A 20172-nucleotide genomic window follows, 5' to 3' on the forward strand; every position below is an offset into this window, starting at 1 on the left:
ATCAAGAGGCGCAATGGTCGGTTAGCTGATCCCCACGTTGCATCGTCGCAGCCAGCCAAAGGTGTCCCATGCTCTCCCGCTCCACCGTGGTCTCCGCCACCGAGTCGCCGTCGCTGATCCTCGACCGGGTCACCTCCCTGGTCGACTATCTGATGGCCGTCCGCGCCCAGCAGGAGAAGCCGGCCCGGACGGTGCCGACGGCCGATGCGTACTGGCAGCACGGCCTGCCCGGGCACGTCGACTGCGAGGTCGGGGCGGACCCCGACGGGGTGAGCTGGCTACGGGTCGGCCTGCCCGCCGCCCCCGCCCACCCGGCCGGCGAAGCCGACCAGGACACCCCCGTCGACCCGGACGAGCAGGCCCAGCGCATCGACCAGGTGCGGGAGCTGCACCGTAGCCTCTTCGACCTGAAGCACCGGGTCGACATGAGCGCCGGCAGTCACGAGCTGGTCTGGGGCCACGGGATCCTGCGCACCGAGGTCGCCGGCCACCAGGTGCGGTACCCGCTGGTGGTGACCCCGGTGGCCATCGAGTACGACGCCGACCGGTCGATGGTCCGGGTGGTGCCGCAGGGGGCCGCCCGCCTGCAGACCGACCCGTTGACCGGCCTCGACCAGCGGTACCTCGGTCAGCTGCTGGCCCTGGCCGGTGCCGGTGGGCAGCTCGACCTCGACGTCTGGAACGACCTCGACCGGCGGGAGTTCTTCGAGCGGGCGTTGCGTCGGCTCGGCCACGATCCGGTGGTGCGCGACATCGACGCGCCGGCCCCGACCGGGCCGCACGTGCACGACACCGGGGTGCTCTTCGTGCGGCCCCGGCAGCGGATGCTGCGCCGGTTCCTGGAGGAGCTGCGGTCCCGGCTGCTGGCCGGCGACACCACAAGCATCGGGGCGCTGGCCGCGATCCTGGCCCACGAGCCGAGCCGGCTGCGGATGCCGCAGGACCAGCCGGAGCGCTGGCAGCCGCTGGGGGAGCGGCTGCTGATGCCGCTGCCCACCAACGAGGCCCAGGAGTCCATCGCCCGTCGCCTCGCCGAGCACCGTAACGTCGCCGTGCAGGGCCCGCCGGGCACCGGCAAGACGCACACCATCCGCAACCTGATCTGCCACCTGATGGCCCACGGCAAGCGGGTGCTGGTGGTGGCGCAGAAGGAGGACCCGTTGCGGGTCCTGCGCGACGGTCTGCCGCCGGAGATCCAGTCGCTCTGCCTGGCCGTGCTCGGCCGCTCCACCGACCAGCTCGTGCAGCTGCAGCTGGCCGCCCGGGAGTTGTCCGACCGGGGGGCCACCCTGGACCGGCGCGCCGAGCAGCAGCGGGTCGACCGGCTGCGGCGACAGTTGGCGGAGGCCGAACGGGACCTCGGGCAGGCGCTCGCCGGTCTGCGCACCATGGCGGAGAACGAGTCCGCCCAGTACGAGATCGACGGCATCCGGCTCTCCCCCAGCGACGTCGGCACCTGGCTGCGCGAGCGTGCCGACCGCTACGGCGACCTGCCCGACGCGGTCCCGGCCGACCTCGACGCCCCGCTGACCGTCGAGGAGTTCACCGACCTGCTCGACCTCGCCCGGCGTACCCGGCGGGCCGACCGGACCCAGGCGGTGCGGCACCTGCCGACGGTGGCCGAGCTGCCGGACGCGGCGACGGTGCTGGCCGACCGCGAGGAGCTGGCCGAGGTCCGCGCCGAGCTGGACCACCTCGCCGCCGCGGGGGTGGTCCTGCCGGAGGTCCGGGAGTTCGGCCGGGCCGGCCTGGCGGAGCTGGGCGGGCAGCTGCGGGAGGCGATGGCCCTGCTCGCCGACCGGGAGGGCGCCTGGACCGACCGGCTGGCCACCCTCCTGCAGGCCGACCCCAACTGGCGGGCCCGGTGGGAGGACCACGTCGACGCCTGCGAGCGGGTGCTGGCCGAGCTGGCCGAGGCCGCCCGGGTCATCGCCGGGCACCAGGTGACCGTCTTCGAGGCCCACCTGACCGAGCCGCGCCGGCTCCTGGCGCAACTCGGCGAGCTGCGTCAACGCTTCGCCGCCGGCAAGGGCGTGCACAAGGTCTTCCAGGCCACCCTGGCCCGGGTCGCCGGCGAGTGCCGGATCGACGGCGAGGTCCTGCGCGGCGTCGACGACGTGGACATGGTCGTCGCCTACGTGACCAGCCGCCGGCTGCAACGGGAGCTGACCACCCGCTGGGACGAGTGGCGGCAGACCCTCGACCTGGCCGACCTGGACGACCAGCCGGAGCGCTGGAGCGGGCAGCTGCTCACCGCCGCGGCCACCGCCCTGGACTGGGACCGCCGCCGCTGGCCCACCCTGCTGGCCGAGCTGCGCCGGCTGCTGCCCCGGGTGGAGCGCACCGTCGACGTACATCGGTTGGCGGCCCTGGAGGACGTGGTCGACAGGTGCGCGGACGTCTTCGTCCACGACCGGCTGGTCGCCGAGGAACGGCAGCTCGACGCGTTGTTGCAGGCCGGCATGGTGCACCCCGAGGCCAGCGAGCTGTGGCGGCTGCTCGACCAGAGCCGCCAGCGGGCCGACCTGGCCGGCTGGGACACCCTGGTCGACGAGGTACGCCGGCTCGCCGCGCTGCGCCCGGCGGCGCTGCGCTTCGCCCAGCTCACCGACCGGCTGCGCCCGGTCGCTCCGGGGTGGACCGCACAGCTCGACGACGGCTCCGCGATCCCGCCCGGCACCGGCGCGGACTGCCTGCGCCGCTGGCAGTGGCGGCAGGCGCAGAGCTGGTTCGACAGCGTGGTGGGCAGCGTGGATCCGGTCGCCGTGGGCCGTCGGGTCGACCGCAGCCGGGAGCGGATCCGGCAGCTCACCCGGGAACTCGTGGTCGCCTCGGCCTGGTTGGAGGTGTCGCTGGCCCTGGACGACCGGCGGCGGGCCGCGCTGGCCGACTGGACCACCGCGCTACGCAAGATCGGCAAGGGCACCGGCCGCAACGCCGCCCAGTGGCAGGCACACGCGCAGAAGGCGATGACGGCCGCCGTGGACGCCGTACCGGTCTGGGTGATGTCGATCGACCGGGCGATCGAGCAGTTCGCCGGCGGGGCCCGCTTCGACGTGGTGATCGTCGACGAGGCGTCCCAGGCCGACCTCTTCGCGCTGCCCGTGCTCAGCCTCGCCGAGCGGGCCGTGGTGGTCGGCGACGACCAGCAGATCGGTCCGCAGCTCTCCTTCGTCGGTACGGTCACCAACCTGATCGACGCGCACCTGACCGACGTGCCCTCGGCGGAGCACTTCGACCCGGAGAGCAGTCTCTACGACCACGCGGTGCGCCGCTCGCCGGAGCGGATCCTGCTCACCGAGCACTTCCGCTCGGTGCCGGCGATCATCGGTTTCTCCAGCGACACCTACTACGGCGGTGAGATCGAGCCGCTGCGTACCGACCGGCCGGCCGGCATCGGCGACCCGGTCACCGCCGTGTACGTCCCCGAGGGCATCCGCCAGGACCTGCCGACGTACGGCAACGTCAACGTCGCCGAGGCCGAGGCGCTGGTCACCCGGGTGGCCGCGATCGTCGCCGACCCGGCGTACGCCGGCCGGAGCATCGGCGTGGTGAGCCTGCTCAGCACCAGCGGACAGGCGCTGTACCTGCTGTCCCGGATCCGGGAGACCGTCGGCGAGGAGGAGATGGAGCGGCGTCGGCTGCGCGTCGGTGACCCGTACACCTTCCAGGGCGACGAACGCGACGTCGTGCTGGTGTCGACGGTGGTCTCGGCGCACAACGGCCCGGTCGCCGCCTTCACCAAACGCGACCACCACCGGCGGGTCAACGTGGCCGCCTCCCGGGCGCGCGACCAGCTCTGGGTCTTCCACTCGGTGCAGCCCGCCGACCTGCGCGCCGACGACGCCCGGGGTCTGCTGCTTACCTACTGCCAGCAGGCCACCGGGGCGGAGGAGAGCTACGGGCAGCTCGAACAGCGCTGCGACAGCGACTTCGAACGCGAGGTGCTGCGCCGCCTGCTGCGCCGGGGCCACCGTCCGTTGCCGCAGTTCCGCATCGGCGGGTACCGGATCGACTTCGTGCTGCCCGCCCCGGACGGCCGCCGGCTGGCTGTCGAGTGTGACGGCGACGCGTACCACGGCCCGGACCAGTGGGAGAGCGACATGCGCCGGCAGGCGGTGCTGGAGCGGGTCGGCAACTGCGTCTTCGTCCGGATCCGGGGCAGCGTCTTCAGCCGGGACCCGGATGCGGCCCTGGAGCCACTGTGGCAGCGCATCGAGGAACTCGGCATCACGGCGGTGGGCTCCGCGGCGTCGACTGTGGTCGACGCCGCCGCACACCCGGGGTGAATGTCCGACAACGCAAAGTTGTTCCATTTTGGTGGCAGCAGCCACGGTGGTCCACCGCGTTGAGGGGGAGGAGTTGTCCCCACACGCGCTAGGAGCACCATTCGATGGGATTCAACCGCAGGCGGACCAGGGCCGGGCTGGCGGTGACGGCCGCCGTCACCATCGCCCTCGGTGTCGGCATCGGCGCCGCTGGCGCGAGTGGCCGACAGGACTGGTGGGGGCGCGGCCAGCAGCAGCCGGCACCCACCTCCAGCACGCCGACCGAGGCGGCCGGCAGCACCGCCGCACCGGCCCCGGGGGCGACGCAGAGCACGACCCCGACCGACTCGCCGGCCTCGGCCGCGCCGGCACCGGCGACGACCGCGACGCCCACCGCCACGACCCCGGCCACCACGGTCGCGCCCTCGTCGGCCGCGCCGAAACCGGCCGCCCCGGCCACCGCCCCGCCGCGGACCTCCGCCCCGGTCCGTAAGGGAGCGGGTACGACCGCCGCCTGGGCGCCGCCGCCGGCCAACGCCAACTTCGACTACCAGATCGGCGGGGCGTACGCGCCGCCGAGCGGGGTCACTGTGGTCAGCCGGGACAGCGAGGCCAGCCCGGCCGCCGGGATCTACAACATCTGCTACGTCAACGCCTTCCAGGCCCAGCCCGGCGCCGAGTCGTGGTGGAAGACCAACCACCCGAACCTGTTGCTGCGCGACGCCAACGGCAACCTGGTGGTCGACGAGGACTGGGACGAGCTGATGCTGGACTTCTCCACCGAGGCCAAGCGCACCGCGCTCACCCGGATCGTCGGCGGTTGGATCGACACGTGCGCCAGCAAGGGGTTCAAGGCCATCGAGCCGGACAACCTCGACTCGTACACCCGCTCCAAGGGTCTGCTGACCCGGGCGCAGGCCGTGTCGTACGCGGCGTCGCTGAGCGCGTACGCCCACAGCAAGGGCCTCGCCGTGGCCCAGAAGAACCTCGCCGAGCTGAGCACCGCCGACGCCCGTAAGGCCGGCTTCGACTTCGCCGTCGCCGAGGAGTGCGCCACCTGGAACGAGTGCGACGCCTACACCGCCACGTACGGCAACCACGTGATCGTCATCGAGTACACCGAGAGCGGCTACACCAAGGCGTGCCGCTCACACGGCAGTACGCTCTCGGTCGTGCTGCGCGATCTCGACGTCACCACCCCGGGCTCGCGGTCGTACGTCCGGAAGGCCTGCTGAGCCCCTGTCCCTGTTCCGCGACGCCGCCGAGATCTCCGGTGCCCGCCCCGGGCCCGGAGATCTCCGGCGTGCCGCCACCCGCGAGGTCGGCGCTGTCCACACCGGTCAGCCGGCGGACTTCGACGAGTTCGTGCAGGGGCGCGGACGGGCGCTGCTGCGCTTCGCCTACGTCCTCTGCGGAGACGCGCACCTGGCCGAGGACATCGTCCAGGAGGTGCTGGCCCGGATGCACCGGCGCTGGGACAAGGTCACCGCGATGCACCACCCCGAGGCGTACGTGCGTGCGGCGATCGTGCGGCAGTTCCTGTCCTGGCGTCGGCGGCGGGCCTCCCGGGAGGCCGTCCTCGCCGAGGTGCCCGAGCCGGTCGGCCCCGACGAGCCCCAGCACCGGGTGCTGGCCCGCGCCCACATGTGGCAGCTGCTGGCCGGGTTGCCCCGCTCGCAGCGGGCCGTGCTCGTCCTACGCTTCTACTGCGACCTGCCCGACGACGAGATCGCCACGCTGCTGGGCTGCGGCGAGTCGACGGTCCGGTCCCAGGCGTCCCGCGCGCTCGCCCGGATGCGCACCATACTCGGCGAGGCGGGGGTGAGCGGCGATGGATGAGCTGGACCGCCTGCTCGCCGAGACGCTGCGCGGGGCCGACGACCGCGCGCCCACCGACGCCGGCCTGCTGGACACGGTGCACCGACGCTCCCGCCGGTACCACCGCCGCCGGATCGCCACCCGGCTGACCGCCGCCGCGGCCGTGCTGGCCGTCGGCCTCCCGGCGCTGTCGGTGCTCACCACCGGCCCCGACCCGGTCGGACCGCCGCTGGACGTCGTACCACCGGTCACCGCCCCACCGGTCACCCCCACCCCGACCCCGCCGCCGGCCACGACCAGCGCGCGACCGGAGCGCACCACACCCGCGCCGTCGGCCACCGGCTCGACCCCACCGCGCGGCACCGTCCCGGCCACCCGCGCGGTCACCCTCACCGACGGCTGGTCCGCCCCGAGGTTCCCGTACACGCTACCCGCCGCCGCGCACCGGCAGACCCCGGTGGCCTCGATGTCCGACGGCGACCTGGTCGGCTTCTTCGAGACCACCGACTGGCACGAGGCCGACGTCACGGTCACCGTCTCGGCCCGCCGACCGACCTTCCCCGCCGGCTCAGCCGCCTCCGAGCAGGAGATCCGGGTACGCGGCCAGGCCGGCACCCTGCGCACCGTCGACGTACGCCCCGCCAAGCAGCTCACCCTCTACTGGCGGGAGTCGTCGAACCGGTGGATCCAGCTGGCCACCGACGACACGTACACCCCGGCCGAGGTGGTGGCGCTCGCCGAGTCGCTGTCGGCCGCGTCGATCGCCGTACTGCCGCCGTTCGAGCTGGCCCGCAGCCCCGCCGACCTGGTCACCGACACCGTGACCAGGTCCCGGATGACCTTCCGCGCCCCGGGCTCGGCACCGGGCACCGACGGGTTGAGCACCGTGCTGCGGGAGCGACGGCAGCTCACCGGCGTCAACCAGCGGGTGAACGGCGACGACGCGGTGCTCACCCGCCGGGACGGCCGGGTCACCCTCGCGGTCGACGTCACCAACTGGCAGGCCACCCTGGAGATCACCGTCGGCAACGGCCTCACCATCAGCGACGCCGACCTGCTGCGCTACGCCACCGGGGTACGCATCCTGGACCGCTCCGACCCGGAGTGAGCCATGGCCAGGCGACCCGGCCCTACGCGGCGATGGCGCGGGCGGCAGCGTACGTCTCGGCCGGCAACGGGTACGCCAGCTCCCAGAGGATGCGCATCGGCCGGTCCCCGGTGTGCCCCCGGTACGTCATCGGACCCGCGTACAGGTACGCCGGTGCGCCGAGGTCCCGGTCCGGTACCCGGGACTCCCGGACGAACAGGTGCACACTCGACCCACGCTCAGCATGGTGGACGTACCGTTGCCCGGTGCTCGACGCCGCCGAGGTGGTGCTCTGTGACTCCCACTGGAACAGCGTCTCGGTGATCGCCCGGTCGGCGTACATGGTGGTGGGGGAGTAGTGCTGTGCCGCCTTGACCAGGGTGACGAAGAAGAGGTCGGCGCGGACGTCGGGCAGCCACTTCACCCCCTCGCGCAGCGACCCCGGGTTGGTCATCCCGAACGCCGCGCACGCCTCGTTGCGGCTGTACCGGGCGTGCACCCGCAACAGCCCCGACGGCACGCTGACCCGGTGGATCCGGTCCCGCAGCACCTCGGCGACCTGGCGCAACTCGACGCAACGGGCCGGCTCCGCCCACAACCGGGCCAGCCGCTCGTCCCGCGAGGTCAACGGCGCGTTCGGCCCCCACAGGTCGAAGTGCAGCAGGTCCCAGAGCCGGTCGTCGGCCGGTGGGCGCTGCCCGGCGGCGACCCGGGCCAGCAGGTCGAGCCGGTCGACGTCGTCCAGGTGCAGCATCCGCCCGATCGCCCGTCCGAGCGTGGTGTCGTCCGGCCCGGCCGCCGGCACGGGCAGGCCGGCGGCCCGCCGCAGCCCGGTCCACCCACCCAGCGCGGCTGACCGGTACACGTCCTCGACCTCCCACCCGGTCTCGGCGAGAAACTCGGCGAGCGTGGCGTCCTTGAGCTGCCGCAGCTCGGCGACCAGGTTCCGGCGGAAGGTCGGCAGTGCCGTCTTCAGGTTGGCCAGGACCACCTCCTTGGCGACCCGGTCCAGCTGGATGTGGCAGCCGCTGGGCAGCGACGGGAAGTCCTGCTCGACGGCCTCCCGGACGGCCCGCCGACTCACCCCGGTCAACGCCCGCCAGCGCAGGTCGAACCGGAAGTTGGCGTGCTGGCCGCCGATGAAGTCCAGCACCGTCAGGCAGGCCTTGTCGTCGTCCAGCCGCAGCCCCCGACCGAGCTGCTGGAGAAAGATCGTCGCGCTCTCGGTGGGCCGCAACATCAGGATCGTGTCCACCATCGGCAGGTCGACGCCCTCGTTGAACAGGTCGACAGTGAAGAGCACCCGCAGCTTCCCGGCCTTGAAGTCCCGCAACAACCCCTGCCGGGCGGCCGGCTCCACCCGCGAGGTCACCGCCGCCGACGGTACGCCGTGCCGGCTGAACCAGTCCGCCATGAACTCGGCGTGCCCGATGCTGACGCAGAAGCCGAGCGCCCGCATCCGGGTCACGTCCACGGTGTCGCGAACCGAGGTCAGGATGATCCGCGCCCGCGCGTGGTCGGCGGTGTAGAGGCTGTCCAGCTCGGCGCGGTCGTACCCGTGCCCGCGTTTCCACCGCAGGTGCGACAGGTCGGTGTCGTCGTGCAGCCCGAAATACTGGAACGGGGCGAGCAGCTGCCGCTCCAGGGCATCCCACAGGTGCAGCTCCGCCGCCGACCGCCCGCCGAACCACCGCCGCACGTCACCGCCGTCGGTCCGGTCCGGCGTCGCGGTCAACCCCAGCAGTACGCGCGGCGTCAGCCGCTCCAACAATCCGGCGTACGTCGGGGCCTCCGCGTGGTGGAACTCGTCCACGATCACCATGTCGTACGCCCCGGGGTCGAACTCCCGCCGGTGCAGCGACTGGATCGAGGCGAAGACGTGCCGCGCCTGCTCGGGTCGTTTCCCGCCGATCAGCAGCTCGCCGAAGCTGCCGTCGGCCATCACCTGCCGGAACGTCGACCGGCTCTGCCGCAGGATCTGCTCCTGGTGCGCCACGAAGAGCAGCGAGTCCACCGTCCCGGCCCGGCGCAGTCGCCGGTAGTCCAACGCGGCCACGATCGTCTTGCCGGTACCGGTCGCCATCACCACCAGGTTGCGGTGCCGGCCGTGCACCTGCCGCTCCGCGTCCAGGTCGGCCAGGATCTCCGCCTGGTACGGGTACGCCCGCACATCCAGGTTGGCGATCTCGGTAGGTGCCTCGTCGGCCCGCTCCCCGCGCAGCGCCACCCGGAGCCGCTCGGCGTCCCGACCGGCGTCGTAGGTCTCGAACGCCGGATCGTGCCAGTAGTCCTCGAAGGTGGCGGTGAAGGTGTCGATGACGTGCCGCTGCTCCACGTTGGAGATCCGGACGTTCCACTCCAGCCCGTCCAGCAGCGCCGTCCGAGACAAGTTGCTCGATCCGACGTACGCCGTGGTCAGGCCGTTGCCCCGGCGGAACAGCCAGGCCTTGGCGTGCAGCCGGGTGGTCCTGGTCTCGTACGACACCTTGATCTCGGCCCCGAGGTCGGCCAGCCGGTCCAGCGCCCGCTGGTCGGTCGCGCCGAGGTAGGTCGTGGTGATGACCCTGATCCGGCCACCCCGCTCCCGCAGCTCGCGCAACGCCGGCTCGACGGTGCGTACGCCGGCCCACTTGATGAACGCGCAGAGCAGGTCGACACTCTCGGCGGAGGCCAGCTCGTGGTTGATCTCGTGGCCGATCCGGGGCTGGTGCCGGCCGTTGACCAGCAGCGCACCGGTGGAGAGCGGGGTGGCCGGGCGCGGCGGGAAGCGCGGCCCGGCGGGCGGGACCGGCGGGGCGGCGATCGCGTGCAGCAGGTTCCGGGCGTCGACAATCTCGTCGTGCGCGTCGTCGTCGGCGGCCGGGTCGAGGGCGACGATGTGCTCGGCGATCCGGTTGGCCACCTCGACCTGCCGCAGCAACCGGTCGTCACCGGCGGGCACAGCGTTTATGGCGCGACGAGCGAGGCCGGCGAGGTGCCGAGCGAGCAGGTCGGGCGCGTCGGCGGGGTCGAGCTGGGCCCGTTGGATGAGGTCGGGGTCGATCCGTTGGAGCCGGGTGGCGAGCTGCCGGGTGATCAGGTGTTCGTGAATGCCCGGCCCAAGATCCGTCACCGCAGCAGGTTACCCAGCGAGCACCGTTCCGCGTTGCCCTCGGCGCGCCGGATAGCATCGCTGCGATGAGCACTGAGTTGCGTGGTCAACGGAGGGCAGCGCCGGCAGTTGTCGGGACGGACGACGCCACCCGGGTCGCCGTCGAACTCGGTGACGAGGTACGGCAGTTGCGGCTGCGGCGCGGCTGGAGTCAGACCCAGCTCGCCCACGCCGCCGGCATGACCCAGTCCACTGTCGCCCGGTTCGAGGTCGGCGGCACGGTGCCGACCCTGCCCGTCCTCCTCCGCCTGGCGGGTGCACTGGGCAGAAGACTGGACATCCGCTTCGTACGCTGAGTCCGGCGGAATTGCGAGCGCCCCGGTCGGGAGGCGACAGCTTCCTCGTTGCAGTGGTCTCGGGCGGGTGCGTGGGACAACAATTTGGTTGTTGTGGAACATATGTGACAGCAGCTCCCCGGGGCGCTACCCAGTCGTCACAACCGACGACTTTGCGGGCAAATCGGGATCGGGCCAGTTTGCATTGGCAACAACCGAATCGATCAATGTCAACACCTTAGACGCCTGCGGTTGCCAAGAGGCCCGTCTTCCGGAGTTGGTCATGCGCAAGCCTGATGTGGGACGGAGTGAAGAGCCGTGCTTTGCGGCCACTCCATACCTGAACCCGCTTGACTAGCGCATCAAGGTCCATGGTTGGAGGTGGCAACTCTGCGGCAAAGTGCACGGTGGCGAGCAGTTCGAGGCTGTAGGGCGTCTCGAAACCATTAACGATCCCAGCCAGTCGATCCAGTACTTCATCGGGCGAGGAGTGCTCGTTGAACCAGGATGAAAGATTCTCTGCCGTGCCATCGACTAATTGGATTGGCCGAAGTTCTTCGACGCGGGCGGATCTATCGCCGAAACCGGTTAAGTAATGGCCTTCAAGGCGGTCGAGGACATGGTTGAGATTCTCCGCGTATGGGCCGTACCGCCCTCTTCCGAAGGTCAAGCGAAGTGGTTGCCCAAGAACCTGCAGGAAGTAGGCGATCTTCTGGATCTCCAGAATGGTCACGCCGTCGCGAGGCTCAAGAACTTGAGCGCGTTCTAGGTAACGCTCGATGGCTCGTAGCAACACGGCGCGGCCGGGGGTCAACGGTGGTTTCTCGGTGGCGACCGGCATATCGGCAGGGTCGGGTGCGCCTTCCGGGGGGAACAGCAGCACCCTCACGTGGGGTAGTTCGGCGAAGGCATGTTCGATCATCGGCCGGACCTGGTGCCAGTCGAGCCCGCCGTTGCCGCAACCGAGTGCCGGTACCGCTACGGAGGTGATTTGGCGCTCGCGGACCACGCGGACCAAGTCGGCGAGCCCTTCCTGGATGTCGGCAGCCCGTGCGTTGGCTCGCCAGTGCCCCTTGGTGGGAAAGTTGATCACATATCGACGGAGGCCCAGCCGGGTGGAGTCGAAGACGAACATTTCGCCTAGTTTGACCTGATTAATGGCGCACGCTGCCCGGTAGGCCGCATAGTTCGCCGGGTGGGCGCGCTTGAACTGAAGGGCGATGCCCTTGCCCATCACACCCACGGTGTTGACGGTGTTGACCAAGGCTTCCGCGTCGGCGGTCAGCAGGTTGCCATGGCTGATGACGATCATCAGAGCACCTCCTCCCGTGAGTAGCCGTAGTACCAGTCGGGTCTGACATCAACGTACGCGCTGATGATGCCAGCAGCACGAAGGAGTTGCCGAAGCTGCCTCGCCCGCGTGGCCGTCCGCACGACGTAGCCGGCGACGAGTTCGAGCGGGAAGTCCTTGTGAACGAGAAGTTCGGCCATCCGTCGCCGGACTCGATCCGGGTCTTCCGGCACGTTGTTCCAGTACCTCGCGGCCATGAGAGGCCAGTCGACGAGGTCGGCAAGCTCCACCAAGCTCCGGGAGAACGTCGTGAGTCCGGCAGCGCAGTTGCCGTCGCTCACGACCCACGACAAGCCGGCAGTGCGCACCCGATCGATGGAACTCACCAGATAGACCAGCGGATCGTCGCCGCCTGGGTAGCAGCCCGCTCGCCCATCACGGTGCTCACAAGCGATGCGGTACATCATCGGAGACCGCGGCGCGAAGTAGAACGGAACGTAGTCAGCTACCACTCCGCCCGGTGGGCAGGTGACCGGACGCACCCGGCGAGTCAATTTGATGTTGACAGCTCCCACATCAGTAGTCAGTTGGCTGCCGACGATGTTGTCAGCAAGCAGACGTCCACCTGCGAAGATGCTGGTCAGGTTGTCGATGTGTGTGAAGTGCATGATCGGTGCCTGCTCGGGCTCAAAGGCCGAGGAGTCCATTGGTCAGACTGCTTCGCCGGGATCGATCCGCGCCTTCACCTCCGCATGTTCAGCAAGAAGGTAGAGTAGGTTGGATCCGTCGATTAGTTCGAGGGGCTTGCCGGAGGCAAAATCGTACGAAGCGGGACCGTAGCCGCTCGTGGTCACCAGGATGCCCTTGGATGCGCCCTCGTTCTGAAGCGTTCCGAAGAGGTCTCGGACAGCGGACACGTCGACGGTGTTGCGGTATCGCTTGGCTTGAATGACGACTTTCCCGCCGAAAATCGGTCGGGGGTCGAAGGCCACACAGTCGACGCCACCGTCTCGGGAGGCTCTGGTTTGCTTGGTGTCCAGGCCCATCTTGGCAAAGAGGTTTTGGATCAGGCTCTCGAACTCGGTCGGAGTGAGCTTGAGCAGGTTGGGTCGCTGGTCGAGATCGGCCAGCACGTCGACCTCATCTACAAACCTCTTATCAACCATGTCGAACTCCAAGACCGGACGTACCGGAGCAAGTTCGGCGGGCCTCTTCGACACCGAGGCATTGAGGTGCTGTAAGCAGGCGAGGGGTTCCACCAGACGCAGATTCAAATCCGTGAAGACTTCGCGGGTGGGTCCGCAGTGTCACCAGGCAAGGTTGGACAGAGGTGCCTGTTCGGGGATCAGTAGTATCGACAATGCCGTTGAACACAATCGTCCCCACGATTCCCGTACGATCTGCTTCGAACAACTCGTGCACGGTCCGTAGCGTGACCTGAGCGACCAGCTTCGCGTATCGCTCCTTGACTTCTTTTGCGGAACGAACTGTAGTGGTGATCTCGTCACGTGCCTTCACGTAGCGGTATTCTCTTGCAGCCGGGATCACGTCAAGTGTAGGTAGGTGGTACTCCACCACCAGTTGCCGGGATTCCGGCACGAACGCTAGGCGGTAATGCTGCGGAAAGTCATCGGGGTAGACTGAATTTCCGAGGACCATGCCGAAGTACTCGACCACCGCCGCCGGTTCTGCAGCGGCGAGAAGCGCAGCGAAACGGTCGAGCTCCGCGTTGTGGGCCGCAGCCTCGGCATCGGCCTTGGCACAGCGTTGCAGGTACCGCTGGTGCGCGGCCGAAAGTCGCTGCTGGCGGTTGGCCTCGGCAACGGCGTACTGCTGTTGTGCCTGCCCGAACGCGTGCTGCGCCACCGCGAGCTGCTGCTGATACCTGGCTTGGCCGCCGAACATCTTGCTGAGGCTGGAAGGAGCGGGTGGTTCGAAGCGGCGCCAATCGGGCTGAGGTAGTGGGTTGCCGAGGCTTCCTGGCGCGAACGGCGGGTGTTCAACCGCCTTCCTTAGCCGCCCAAGGTCGATATAGTCATCGACTTCGAGCGTCGCGGTAAGGAGGTTATCCAGCTCTTCGAGACGTGATTGTAGTCCCGAGTTGTCAGCGGAAACTTCGGCTAGCCGTGCCTCGGCATGCAGTCGTTTACGCTCTCTCTGGTCGGCGGCACTCGCGCGCTGGGCCGCCTTCATGGCGTGTTCGGCTTCGCGGCGTAGTTGCTGATGCTGCCGATACGCGGCGGTCTTGGCCTGCTTCTGGGCGCGCACCTGCCGTGCGTGCGCTCGCTGCATCTCCTTGAGGATGCCCACGTCATTCCTAAGCGTCAGGAGGATTGCGGAGTCGAAACCATAGCCAGTTGTCGGCCGACGTGAAAGTCGGCGATCGAAATTGCAGCTCTGATCTTTCCCGGATTGTCGGGTATTGCGCAGGTTGGCATCATCGCTGATGTCGGATTCTGGACATTCGCTTGCCTGTTTCAAGCGGTCGCTTGCGGTGCTCGCGTAACCAGCGCCTCCATGCGTCGTCACTAATTTCCACAAGAGAGCCGAGCGACAGGCAAGATCCGTGACCTGAGTTTGCCGTGTCGTTCCAGCCCGGCCGGAGCCGGGTCCGCCCTGCCAGCCCCAGGACCGGTACACGGTCTGTACCCGGGGCATGGTCTCCGCGTCGACCAGAAGCGTGCCTCGGTCCTCCGTAGGGCGGAAAGCAGTTCGCCATACAGGATCAACGGCGTACGAACTGGTCGTACGCCTCGACGAACTCGCGCGTCGCGGCGGTCGAGTGCGCCGGCAGCCCCAGGTCGGAGCGCACCTGGGCGAACATCCGGGTGGCCCGCATCGACTGCATCTGACGCAGCTCAGGTAACGCACCCAGCGCGGTCCGAGCCGCCTCGTTGACATCACCCTGGCGGTAGGTCGCGTTGGCGAATTCCAAGGTGTAGAGCAGATGGTTGCGGCGCAACGTCGGCGAAGGTGTCGTGGCGATCAAGCGGAAGAGTTCGGCGGCGCGGTCGGGTCGTTCCAGTGCGAGGTAGGCGAGCCCCTGCAGGCCGTCAACCTCCTGCTCGGTCACGAAGTGGATGAACGATAGATCGTCCTCGTGCGATCCACGGTCGAACTCTCGGCGGGCCTTGGTGATCTCGCGGTTGAACCCGCTCGCATCTCTCAGGGTGGCGTAGGCGTTGGCCCGCCGCAGATGCAGCAGCGTGAGCAACCGGGGTGTCGCCCAACCCGATGACGCTCGAAGAGCCGCCTCGGCGCAGTGCAGTGACTCGCCCGGCCGGTCCTCGCGGTGCAACAGGGACAGCATGGCCAGTCCCTGCACCTCTACCCGTGGGTCATCCGCCATGCGGGAGCGGCTGATCGCCTCGTACAGGAAGGGTTGTGTTTCTGGTCGGCGCTCGGCGTCGATGGTGAGCCAGGCGGCCTGGTTCGCGAGATCGGCCAGGGCAGCGTGCAGGGCTTCGCCGACCTCCCGGCTGTAGGTGGCCTTCGCGGCCCAGTTGGACAGGTGGGCGTGGACCCGGATGGCGACGTCGCAGAGGTCGTTGGCGCCGACGGCGGCGTCTGCCCGGCGGAACTCGTCGACCAGGGAGCTTGCGTACCGTACCTGCTCAAGGCCGATGGTGCGGGGTGCGTCGGTGGGTGCGGCGAGCAGGTCGAGCGAGCCGGTCGCGGCGATGCCGGCGAGCGCGGCCAGGGCGTGGAACTGTCGGCGGTCCGTGGTGCCACCTCCTTCATCGGATGCCGTGGTGACGGCATCGGCCGGTGCCGGCGGGGTCGCCGGCCCGGCTTGCGTGACGGGTACGTCGGCGGGCGGGTGTGCGGCGGGCGGGTTGTCGGCGGGTAGCGGCTGGTCGGGCAGGCTGAACCAGAGGTAGCGGGGCGGGATCCGCAGAAGTTGCGCCCAGTGGATGAGTCGGTCCAGGTGCACGATGGGCGGGCTGTTCTCGATCCGGCTGAGCTGGGCCTGGGTGATGCCGAGCCAGCCGGCCACGGCGCTCTGCGGCAGGGCGTTGCGGCCGTGGTACGGGTGGTTGCGGAAGGCGCGGATCACCCGGCCGAGGTTGCGTTCGGTGAGGGCCTGGCGCAGGGCCCCGTGCTGCCAGAAGCTGGCCGGCACCACGGGTGGTCGGCTCAGCCGGTCGCGCTCGGCGGTGTCGCAGGGGGCGCACCGTCCACTGTCGTTGTCGCGGGCCAGTCGGCCACCGCAGCGGGGACAACTCGGGTGGGCCTTCGGGGACCTCGCCATCTGCCGCCGACTCCATTCAGGTCGCCTCATCAAGGGTAACCATTCAACCCCGCTTGGTGAGGAATCGGTATGCGTGGCGCGCATATCGGGGTATCCGCCGGAGCGGACTCACGGTGATCGCTTCGATGCCTACCGTCACTGTCGCCGACCTGATCACGGTCATGGCCTGCCCCTGCCCGGCCGGCACGCTGTGTCACATGGCCCGGGGCGGGTGCCGGCCCACGCGGTAGGTCCCCCGCCGCCGCTCTGCCCGCCCGCCCCGGTGCCACGTCACGTGCGTGTGTTTGCAGGGGGCCCTTCCTATACAGAAAGCGTTAATAGGGGGCCCTTCCTTTCAGAGAGGGGTGGGTATGACGGCGGAGGAGACGGCGCGACGGTGGTTGCGGTTGGTGGTGGCGGACGCGGAGTTGTCGCCTCACCTGGTCGGGGTCGACCTGCGGCGGTTGGGGGCGCATCTGGCGGCGAGTCTGGCGGCGGCCACCGACGGGGTGGACGTGGCCGACCCGTGGGCCGGGCTGGGACTGTCGGAGGAGCAGCACCGGCGGGTGCTGGACTACCTGGTCGGGGTGCTCTGGGCGGGTGACGTCCCGGCGGAGCGGATCAGCCGGCTGCGGACCGGGGTCGGCGGGTGAGCTGGGTACCGGCCGAGGTGGTCGACCACTACCGGCCCGGTCGCGGGATCGCGATCCTCACGGTGCGTCCGGTCTGGCCGCTCGCACACCGTCCGGGTCAGGCGGTGCCGGTGCGCACCCCGCGCCACCCGGACCGGTGGCGCTGGTACTGCCCGGCGAACGCCCCGCGCCCCGACGACACCATCGAGCTGCACGTCCGCGCGGTACCCGCCGGCACCGTCTCCGGCACCCTCGTTCATCGGGTACGCCCCGGCGAGCTGCTGCACCTCGGCCCACCGGCCGACACCGGGCTGCGGCTGGTCGACGGGCGGGACCTGTTGCTGATCGCTGGCGGCACCGGGCTGGCCCCGCTGCGGGCCCTGGTCGAGCAGGTCGCCGCCGCTCCGGCCGGTCGGCGGGTGACCCTGGTCGTCGGCTCCCGCACCTTCGTCGAGCTGTACGACTCGATCAGCCTGGACGATCTCCAGAGCGCCCACGACTGGCTGCGTCTGGTGCCGGCGTTCTCGCACGACCCGCAGGCCGAGCCGGGGGAGGTGGGCGACGCCCTCACCGTCGCCCTCGACCACCGCCACGGCGACCAGCGGGTGTACGTCTGCGGGCCGCCGGCGATGCTGGCCGGCTCCCGACTCCGGCTCCTCGCCGCCGGCGTCCCCGCCGACCGGATCCACCTGCCCGGCCAACCGTCGGTTCCTACCGGACGAGTTTCGGTCAGCGCCCGGACCTGGCGCGAGTGGGACGACCTCGCCGGTGTCTTCGACCGACCCACCGACCCGGAGTGGGACGGTTGATCGTGGCATCGAACTGCTCGTTCGTGCGCCGGGCCAGCGAGTTCGTGCTATATAAGTATTATCCGAAGAGGATAGGTAATGCTTATATCGTCGTCAGTCTGGCAGCGGCTCAACGAGATCGGGGTGACCCTCGTTCCGGTCGGTCCTGACCGTGTCGAGTTGGGCTGTGCGGGCGTCCGGGACGTGTTCACCGTCGTGGCAACGACGGCACCTCTGCATCCCGGTGACATCGCTGTACTGACCGGTCGTCATCCGGAGGCATGCCTGGTGATCGTGCCGACGGCGACATCGGCGGTCCGCGGGGCGGTGGAGCGGGCGAACTGGTCCCTGCTCGTCGGGGCTGAGCAGCAGGTCGAAGGCTTCCTGAACATCGGTGGCCGAAGAATCGCGGTCAATGGAAGGGGTGCCGGTGACAGGAGGCGCGGCGTCCGCCCCGGACGGGTGCCCTGGGGGACGTACACCCTGCTTCGTCGCCTTGTCGATCGCCCCATGGCCACCCAGCAGGAGTTGGCCAGGCTCGTCGGCATCTCGCAGCCCCGGGTCTCGCAGGCACTGCGCGCGCTTGGCGAGCACGGCCTGGTGTGTCGCGCCTCAACCGGTTGGCAGGTCCCTGACGTGGAGCAGGCGCTGCGGTGGTGGTTGCGGAACTACCCGGGGCCGGGCGGCATCACCACGTTCTGGTACAGCCTCGACCCGCCCAGGGAGCAGGCCTATGCGATCGCTGCCCTGAACGAACACGGACCTGCTGGGTTGGCTGTCTCCGGGGATATCGCCGCCGATCTTCTCGCGCCCTGGCGCAGCCCGCAGCGGGCCGTCCTGTACACCCGAGGTGGTCTGGACCTGACCGAGACCGGCTTCACCCCGGCAGGTGAAGAGGAGGCGACACTCGAACTCACCGTGCCCAGAGACCCAGGAGTCTGGGCCGGGCTGGACCTGCCAGGCCCAGGAGCGGGGGAGCTTCCGCTAGCGGACCCGATGCAGATTCTCTGGGACCTGAACCGAGCGCCCGGCACGGATGTCGAGGAGGCCGTGGAGCGCCTCTGGAACGTGATGCTGCGCCAGCAACGGGGACGGGCGGCGTGACAACATCACGCAAGGTGATCATGTGGAGTCATGGGAAGGTTTGTTAACTAGTAATTGACGTCAGCTGTTGACAATCTGCATCGATGGACGTGAAGCTGGGAGAGCGCTCTCCCGTCGATGTCGGGGCGACTGCCAGCTGATCCAGGGGAGGGGTCGCCTGTCTCCCCGAGTCGAGGTTGACCCCCGAGGGTCGATGTGGAGCCCAGCCCCCATCCCGAAGGAGTCACTGTGCGTAACCCGCTCGGTAGGAGAAGCAGAGCCGTCCTGGGTGGACTGGTCGCCGTGGTGTTGGCGCTGCCGGTCAGCCTCGCCGTCAGCGGTCCAGCCCAGGCCGTCGGCCCCGACCTGCTGCCCGTCACCGTCACCAACAACTCCGGTCGCGCCGAGGCGACGTACCTCTATGTTCTCGGCACTGACATCAGGCCCGGCGGCGGCCTCGGCTACGTCAACGCCGCCGGCCGGTTCACCCGCTGGCCGGCCGGCGGGCTGCCGCCGACACCCGCGCCCGACGTGGCGATCGCCGGCCCGGCCCGGGGCGGCAGCGTCACGGTGCGGATCCCTCGGTTCATCTCCGGCCGGATGTACTTCTCCTTCGGCCGCAAGCTCGACTTCCGTCTCACCCCCGACGGCTTGGTGCAGCCCGCGCCGTGGGCCGGCGCCGACCCCAACCGGGACACCCTCTTCGACTGGTCGGAGTTCACCTACAACGATGCCGGCATCTGGCTGAACAGTACCCAGGTGGACCACTTCGCCGTGCCGCACGCGGTCTCGGTCACCGACGCCCGGGGGGCCACCTCGAAGACCGGCCAACTGGTCACCGGCGGCCGGGCCAACGTGATCAACGGGCTGAAGGCCCAGCCGGCGTTCGCCCGCTCGGTGGTCACCCGCTCCGACGGTACGGTGCTGCGGGTGCTCGCCCCGGGCAAGGCCATGGAGGCGGGGCTGATGGACCCGCGCTACCTCGACGCGTACATCGACTCGGCGTGGCAGACCTACACGAGCCGGACGCTCACCGTGGTGCCCCGCAGCGCCGAGCCGAACCGGCGCTTCACCGGTCGTACCGTGGGGTCGAACATGGTCTTCACCGACTCGACAGGTGCCACCGTGGCCACCGTCGGCAAGCCCACCACCAGCAACGTCTGGGGCTGCGACGGCGTCTTCAACGCCCCGAACGTGCCACCCTTCATCGAGCCCGAGATCAAACGCACCCTCTGTACGGCGTTGGTCCGCGGCACCCTCGGCCGGTACGACGTCGAGCCGAACCTGACCGCCGCCAACTTCTACCGCAACAGCGCCCCGAACCACTACTCGCGGCTCATCCACGCCAACATGGTCGACGGCCGGGCGTACGGCTTCCCCTACGACGACGTCGGCGGCTTCGAGTCGCTGGTGCACAGCGGCGACCCCCGCTCGGCCGCCATCACCCTGACCCCGTTCAACTGAGTCAATCCCAAAGCCGGCTGACCTGCTACTTTCCGGTCATTGCCCCATCGAGGAGCAAAAAGCGCATAACCCCGCAACCACCCG

Annotated in this window: 15 protein-coding genes; 9 read left to right on the top strand and 6 right to left on the bottom strand. The window is 69.7% G+C overall.

Annotation, left to right across the window (positions count from 1 at the left end; translation table 11 throughout):
- The first annotated feature begins 68 nt into the window (after nt 1-68).
- From ACN28G_RS02455 to ACN28G_RS02470, 4 genes are all read left to right on the top strand, one after another.
- On the top strand, nt 69-4289 hold the full coding sequence (locus ACN28G_RS02455) for an AAA domain-containing protein (protein WP_421478283.1): 4221 nt from the start codon (nt 69-71) through the stop codon (nt 4287-4289).
- A gap of 104 nt (nt 4290-4393) precedes the next feature.
- Nucleotides 4394-5503, top strand: a complete 1110-nt coding sequence (locus tag ACN28G_RS02460; RefSeq protein WP_421478284.1) for an endo alpha-1,4 polygalactosaminidase — start codon at nt 4394-4396, stop codon at nt 5501-5503.
- A 31-nt stretch (nt 5504-5534) separates the two neighbouring features.
- Entirely contained in the window at nt 5535-6107 is a 573-nt protein-coding gene (locus ACN28G_RS02465; RefSeq protein WP_091435019.1) for a SigE family RNA polymerase sigma factor, read from the top strand.
- The gene (locus ACN28G_RS02470) at nt 6100-7194 is read left to right on the top strand and encodes a hypothetical protein (RefSeq protein ID WP_421478285.1); all 1095 of its coding nucleotides are present in this window, start codon (nt 6100-6102) and stop codon (nt 7192-7194) included. The genes ACN28G_RS02465 and ACN28G_RS02470 overlap by 8 nt, the downstream gene beginning before the upstream one ends.
- A gap of 22 nt (nt 7195-7216) precedes the next feature.
- Here the strand turns inward: ACN28G_RS02470 and ACN28G_RS02475 are convergent, their stop codons facing one another.
- Nucleotides 7217-10285, bottom strand: coding sequence for a DUF3427 domain-containing protein (locus ACN28G_RS02475; RefSeq protein WP_421478286.1), 3069 nt, complete (start codon nt 10283-10285; stop codon nt 7217-7219).
- A gap of 65 nt (nt 10286-10350) precedes the next feature.
- On the opposite strand from ACN28G_RS02475, the gene ACN28G_RS02480 reads away from it, so the two are divergent.
- Nucleotides 10351-10620 carry a helix-turn-helix transcriptional regulator gene (locus tag ACN28G_RS02480; RefSeq protein ID WP_421478287.1) on the top strand — a complete coding sequence of 90 codons (270 nt, stop codon included), beginning with the start codon at nt 10351-10353 and terminating at the stop codon, nt 10618-10620.
- Between the two features lie 217 nt (nt 10621-10837).
- On the opposite strand, the gene darG is transcribed toward ACN28G_RS02480, so the two are convergent.
- The 5 genes from darG to ACN28G_RS02505 form a co-directional block, all read right to left on the bottom strand.
- Nucleotides 10838-11911, bottom strand: a complete 1074-nt coding sequence (darG, locus tag ACN28G_RS02485; RefSeq protein WP_421478288.1) for a type II toxin-antitoxin system antitoxin DNA ADP-ribosyl glycohydrolase DarG — start codon at nt 11909-11911, stop codon at nt 10838-10840.
- A complete protein-coding gene (gene darT / locus ACN28G_RS02490) occupies nt 11911-12597 on the bottom strand; it encodes a type II toxin-antitoxin system toxin DNA ADP-ribosyl transferase DarT (RefSeq protein ID WP_421478289.1) in 687 nt (228 codons plus the stop codon). The genes darG and darT overlap by 1 nt, the downstream gene beginning before the upstream one ends.
- 3 nt (nt 12598-12600) lie before the next feature.
- On the bottom strand, nt 12601-13068 hold the full coding sequence (locus ACN28G_RS02495) for a restriction endonuclease (RefSeq protein ID WP_421478290.1): 468 nt from the start codon (nt 13066-13068) through the stop codon (nt 12601-12603).
- Entirely contained in the window at nt 13049-14371 is a 1323-nt protein-coding gene (locus tag ACN28G_RS02500) for a hypothetical protein (RefSeq protein ID WP_421478291.1), read from the bottom strand. Before ACN28G_RS02500 ends, ACN28G_RS02495 begins: the two co-directional genes overlap by 20 nt.
- Before the next feature lie 244 nt (nt 14372-14615).
- A complete protein-coding gene (locus tag ACN28G_RS02505; protein ID WP_421478292.1) occupies nt 14616-16142 on the bottom strand; it encodes a helix-turn-helix domain-containing protein in 1527 nt (508 codons plus the stop codon).
- A gap of 350 nt (nt 16143-16492) precedes the next feature.
- Here ACN28G_RS02505 and ACN28G_RS02510 point away from each other — a divergent pair, with 350 nt between their 5' ends.
- The 4 genes from ACN28G_RS02510 (at nt 16493) to ACN28G_RS02525 (ending at nt 20088) form a co-directional block, all read left to right on the top strand.
- Nucleotides 16493-16774 carry a hypothetical protein gene (locus ACN28G_RS02510; RefSeq protein WP_229688118.1) on the top strand — a complete coding sequence of 94 codons (282 nt, stop codon included), beginning with the start codon at nt 16493-16495 and terminating at the stop codon, nt 16772-16774.
- Nucleotides 16771-17562, top strand: coding sequence for an FAD-binding oxidoreductase (locus ACN28G_RS02515; protein WP_421478293.1), 792 nt, complete (start codon nt 16771-16773; stop codon nt 17560-17562). The genes ACN28G_RS02510 and ACN28G_RS02515 overlap by 4 nt, the downstream gene beginning before the upstream one ends.
- Nucleotides 17563-17745: 183 nt before the next feature.
- Complete coding sequence (locus ACN28G_RS02520; RefSeq protein ID WP_421478294.1) at nt 17746-18645, top strand: MarR family transcriptional regulator; 900 nt, start codon at nt 17746-17748, stop codon at nt 18643-18645.
- Nucleotides 18646-18873: 228 nt separating this feature from the next.
- A complete protein-coding gene (locus ACN28G_RS02525) occupies nt 18874-20088 on the top strand; it encodes a beta-1,3-glucanase family protein (protein WP_421478295.1) in 1215 nt (404 codons plus the stop codon).
- The last annotated feature ends 84 nt before the right edge of the window (nt 20089-20172 follow it).

It is taken from the genome of Micromonospora sp. WMMA1923, assembly GCF_049179195.1.
In the GTDB taxonomy this organism is placed as follows: Bacteria; Actinomycetota; Actinomycetes; order Mycobacteriales; family Micromonosporaceae; genus Micromonospora; species Micromonospora yangpuensis.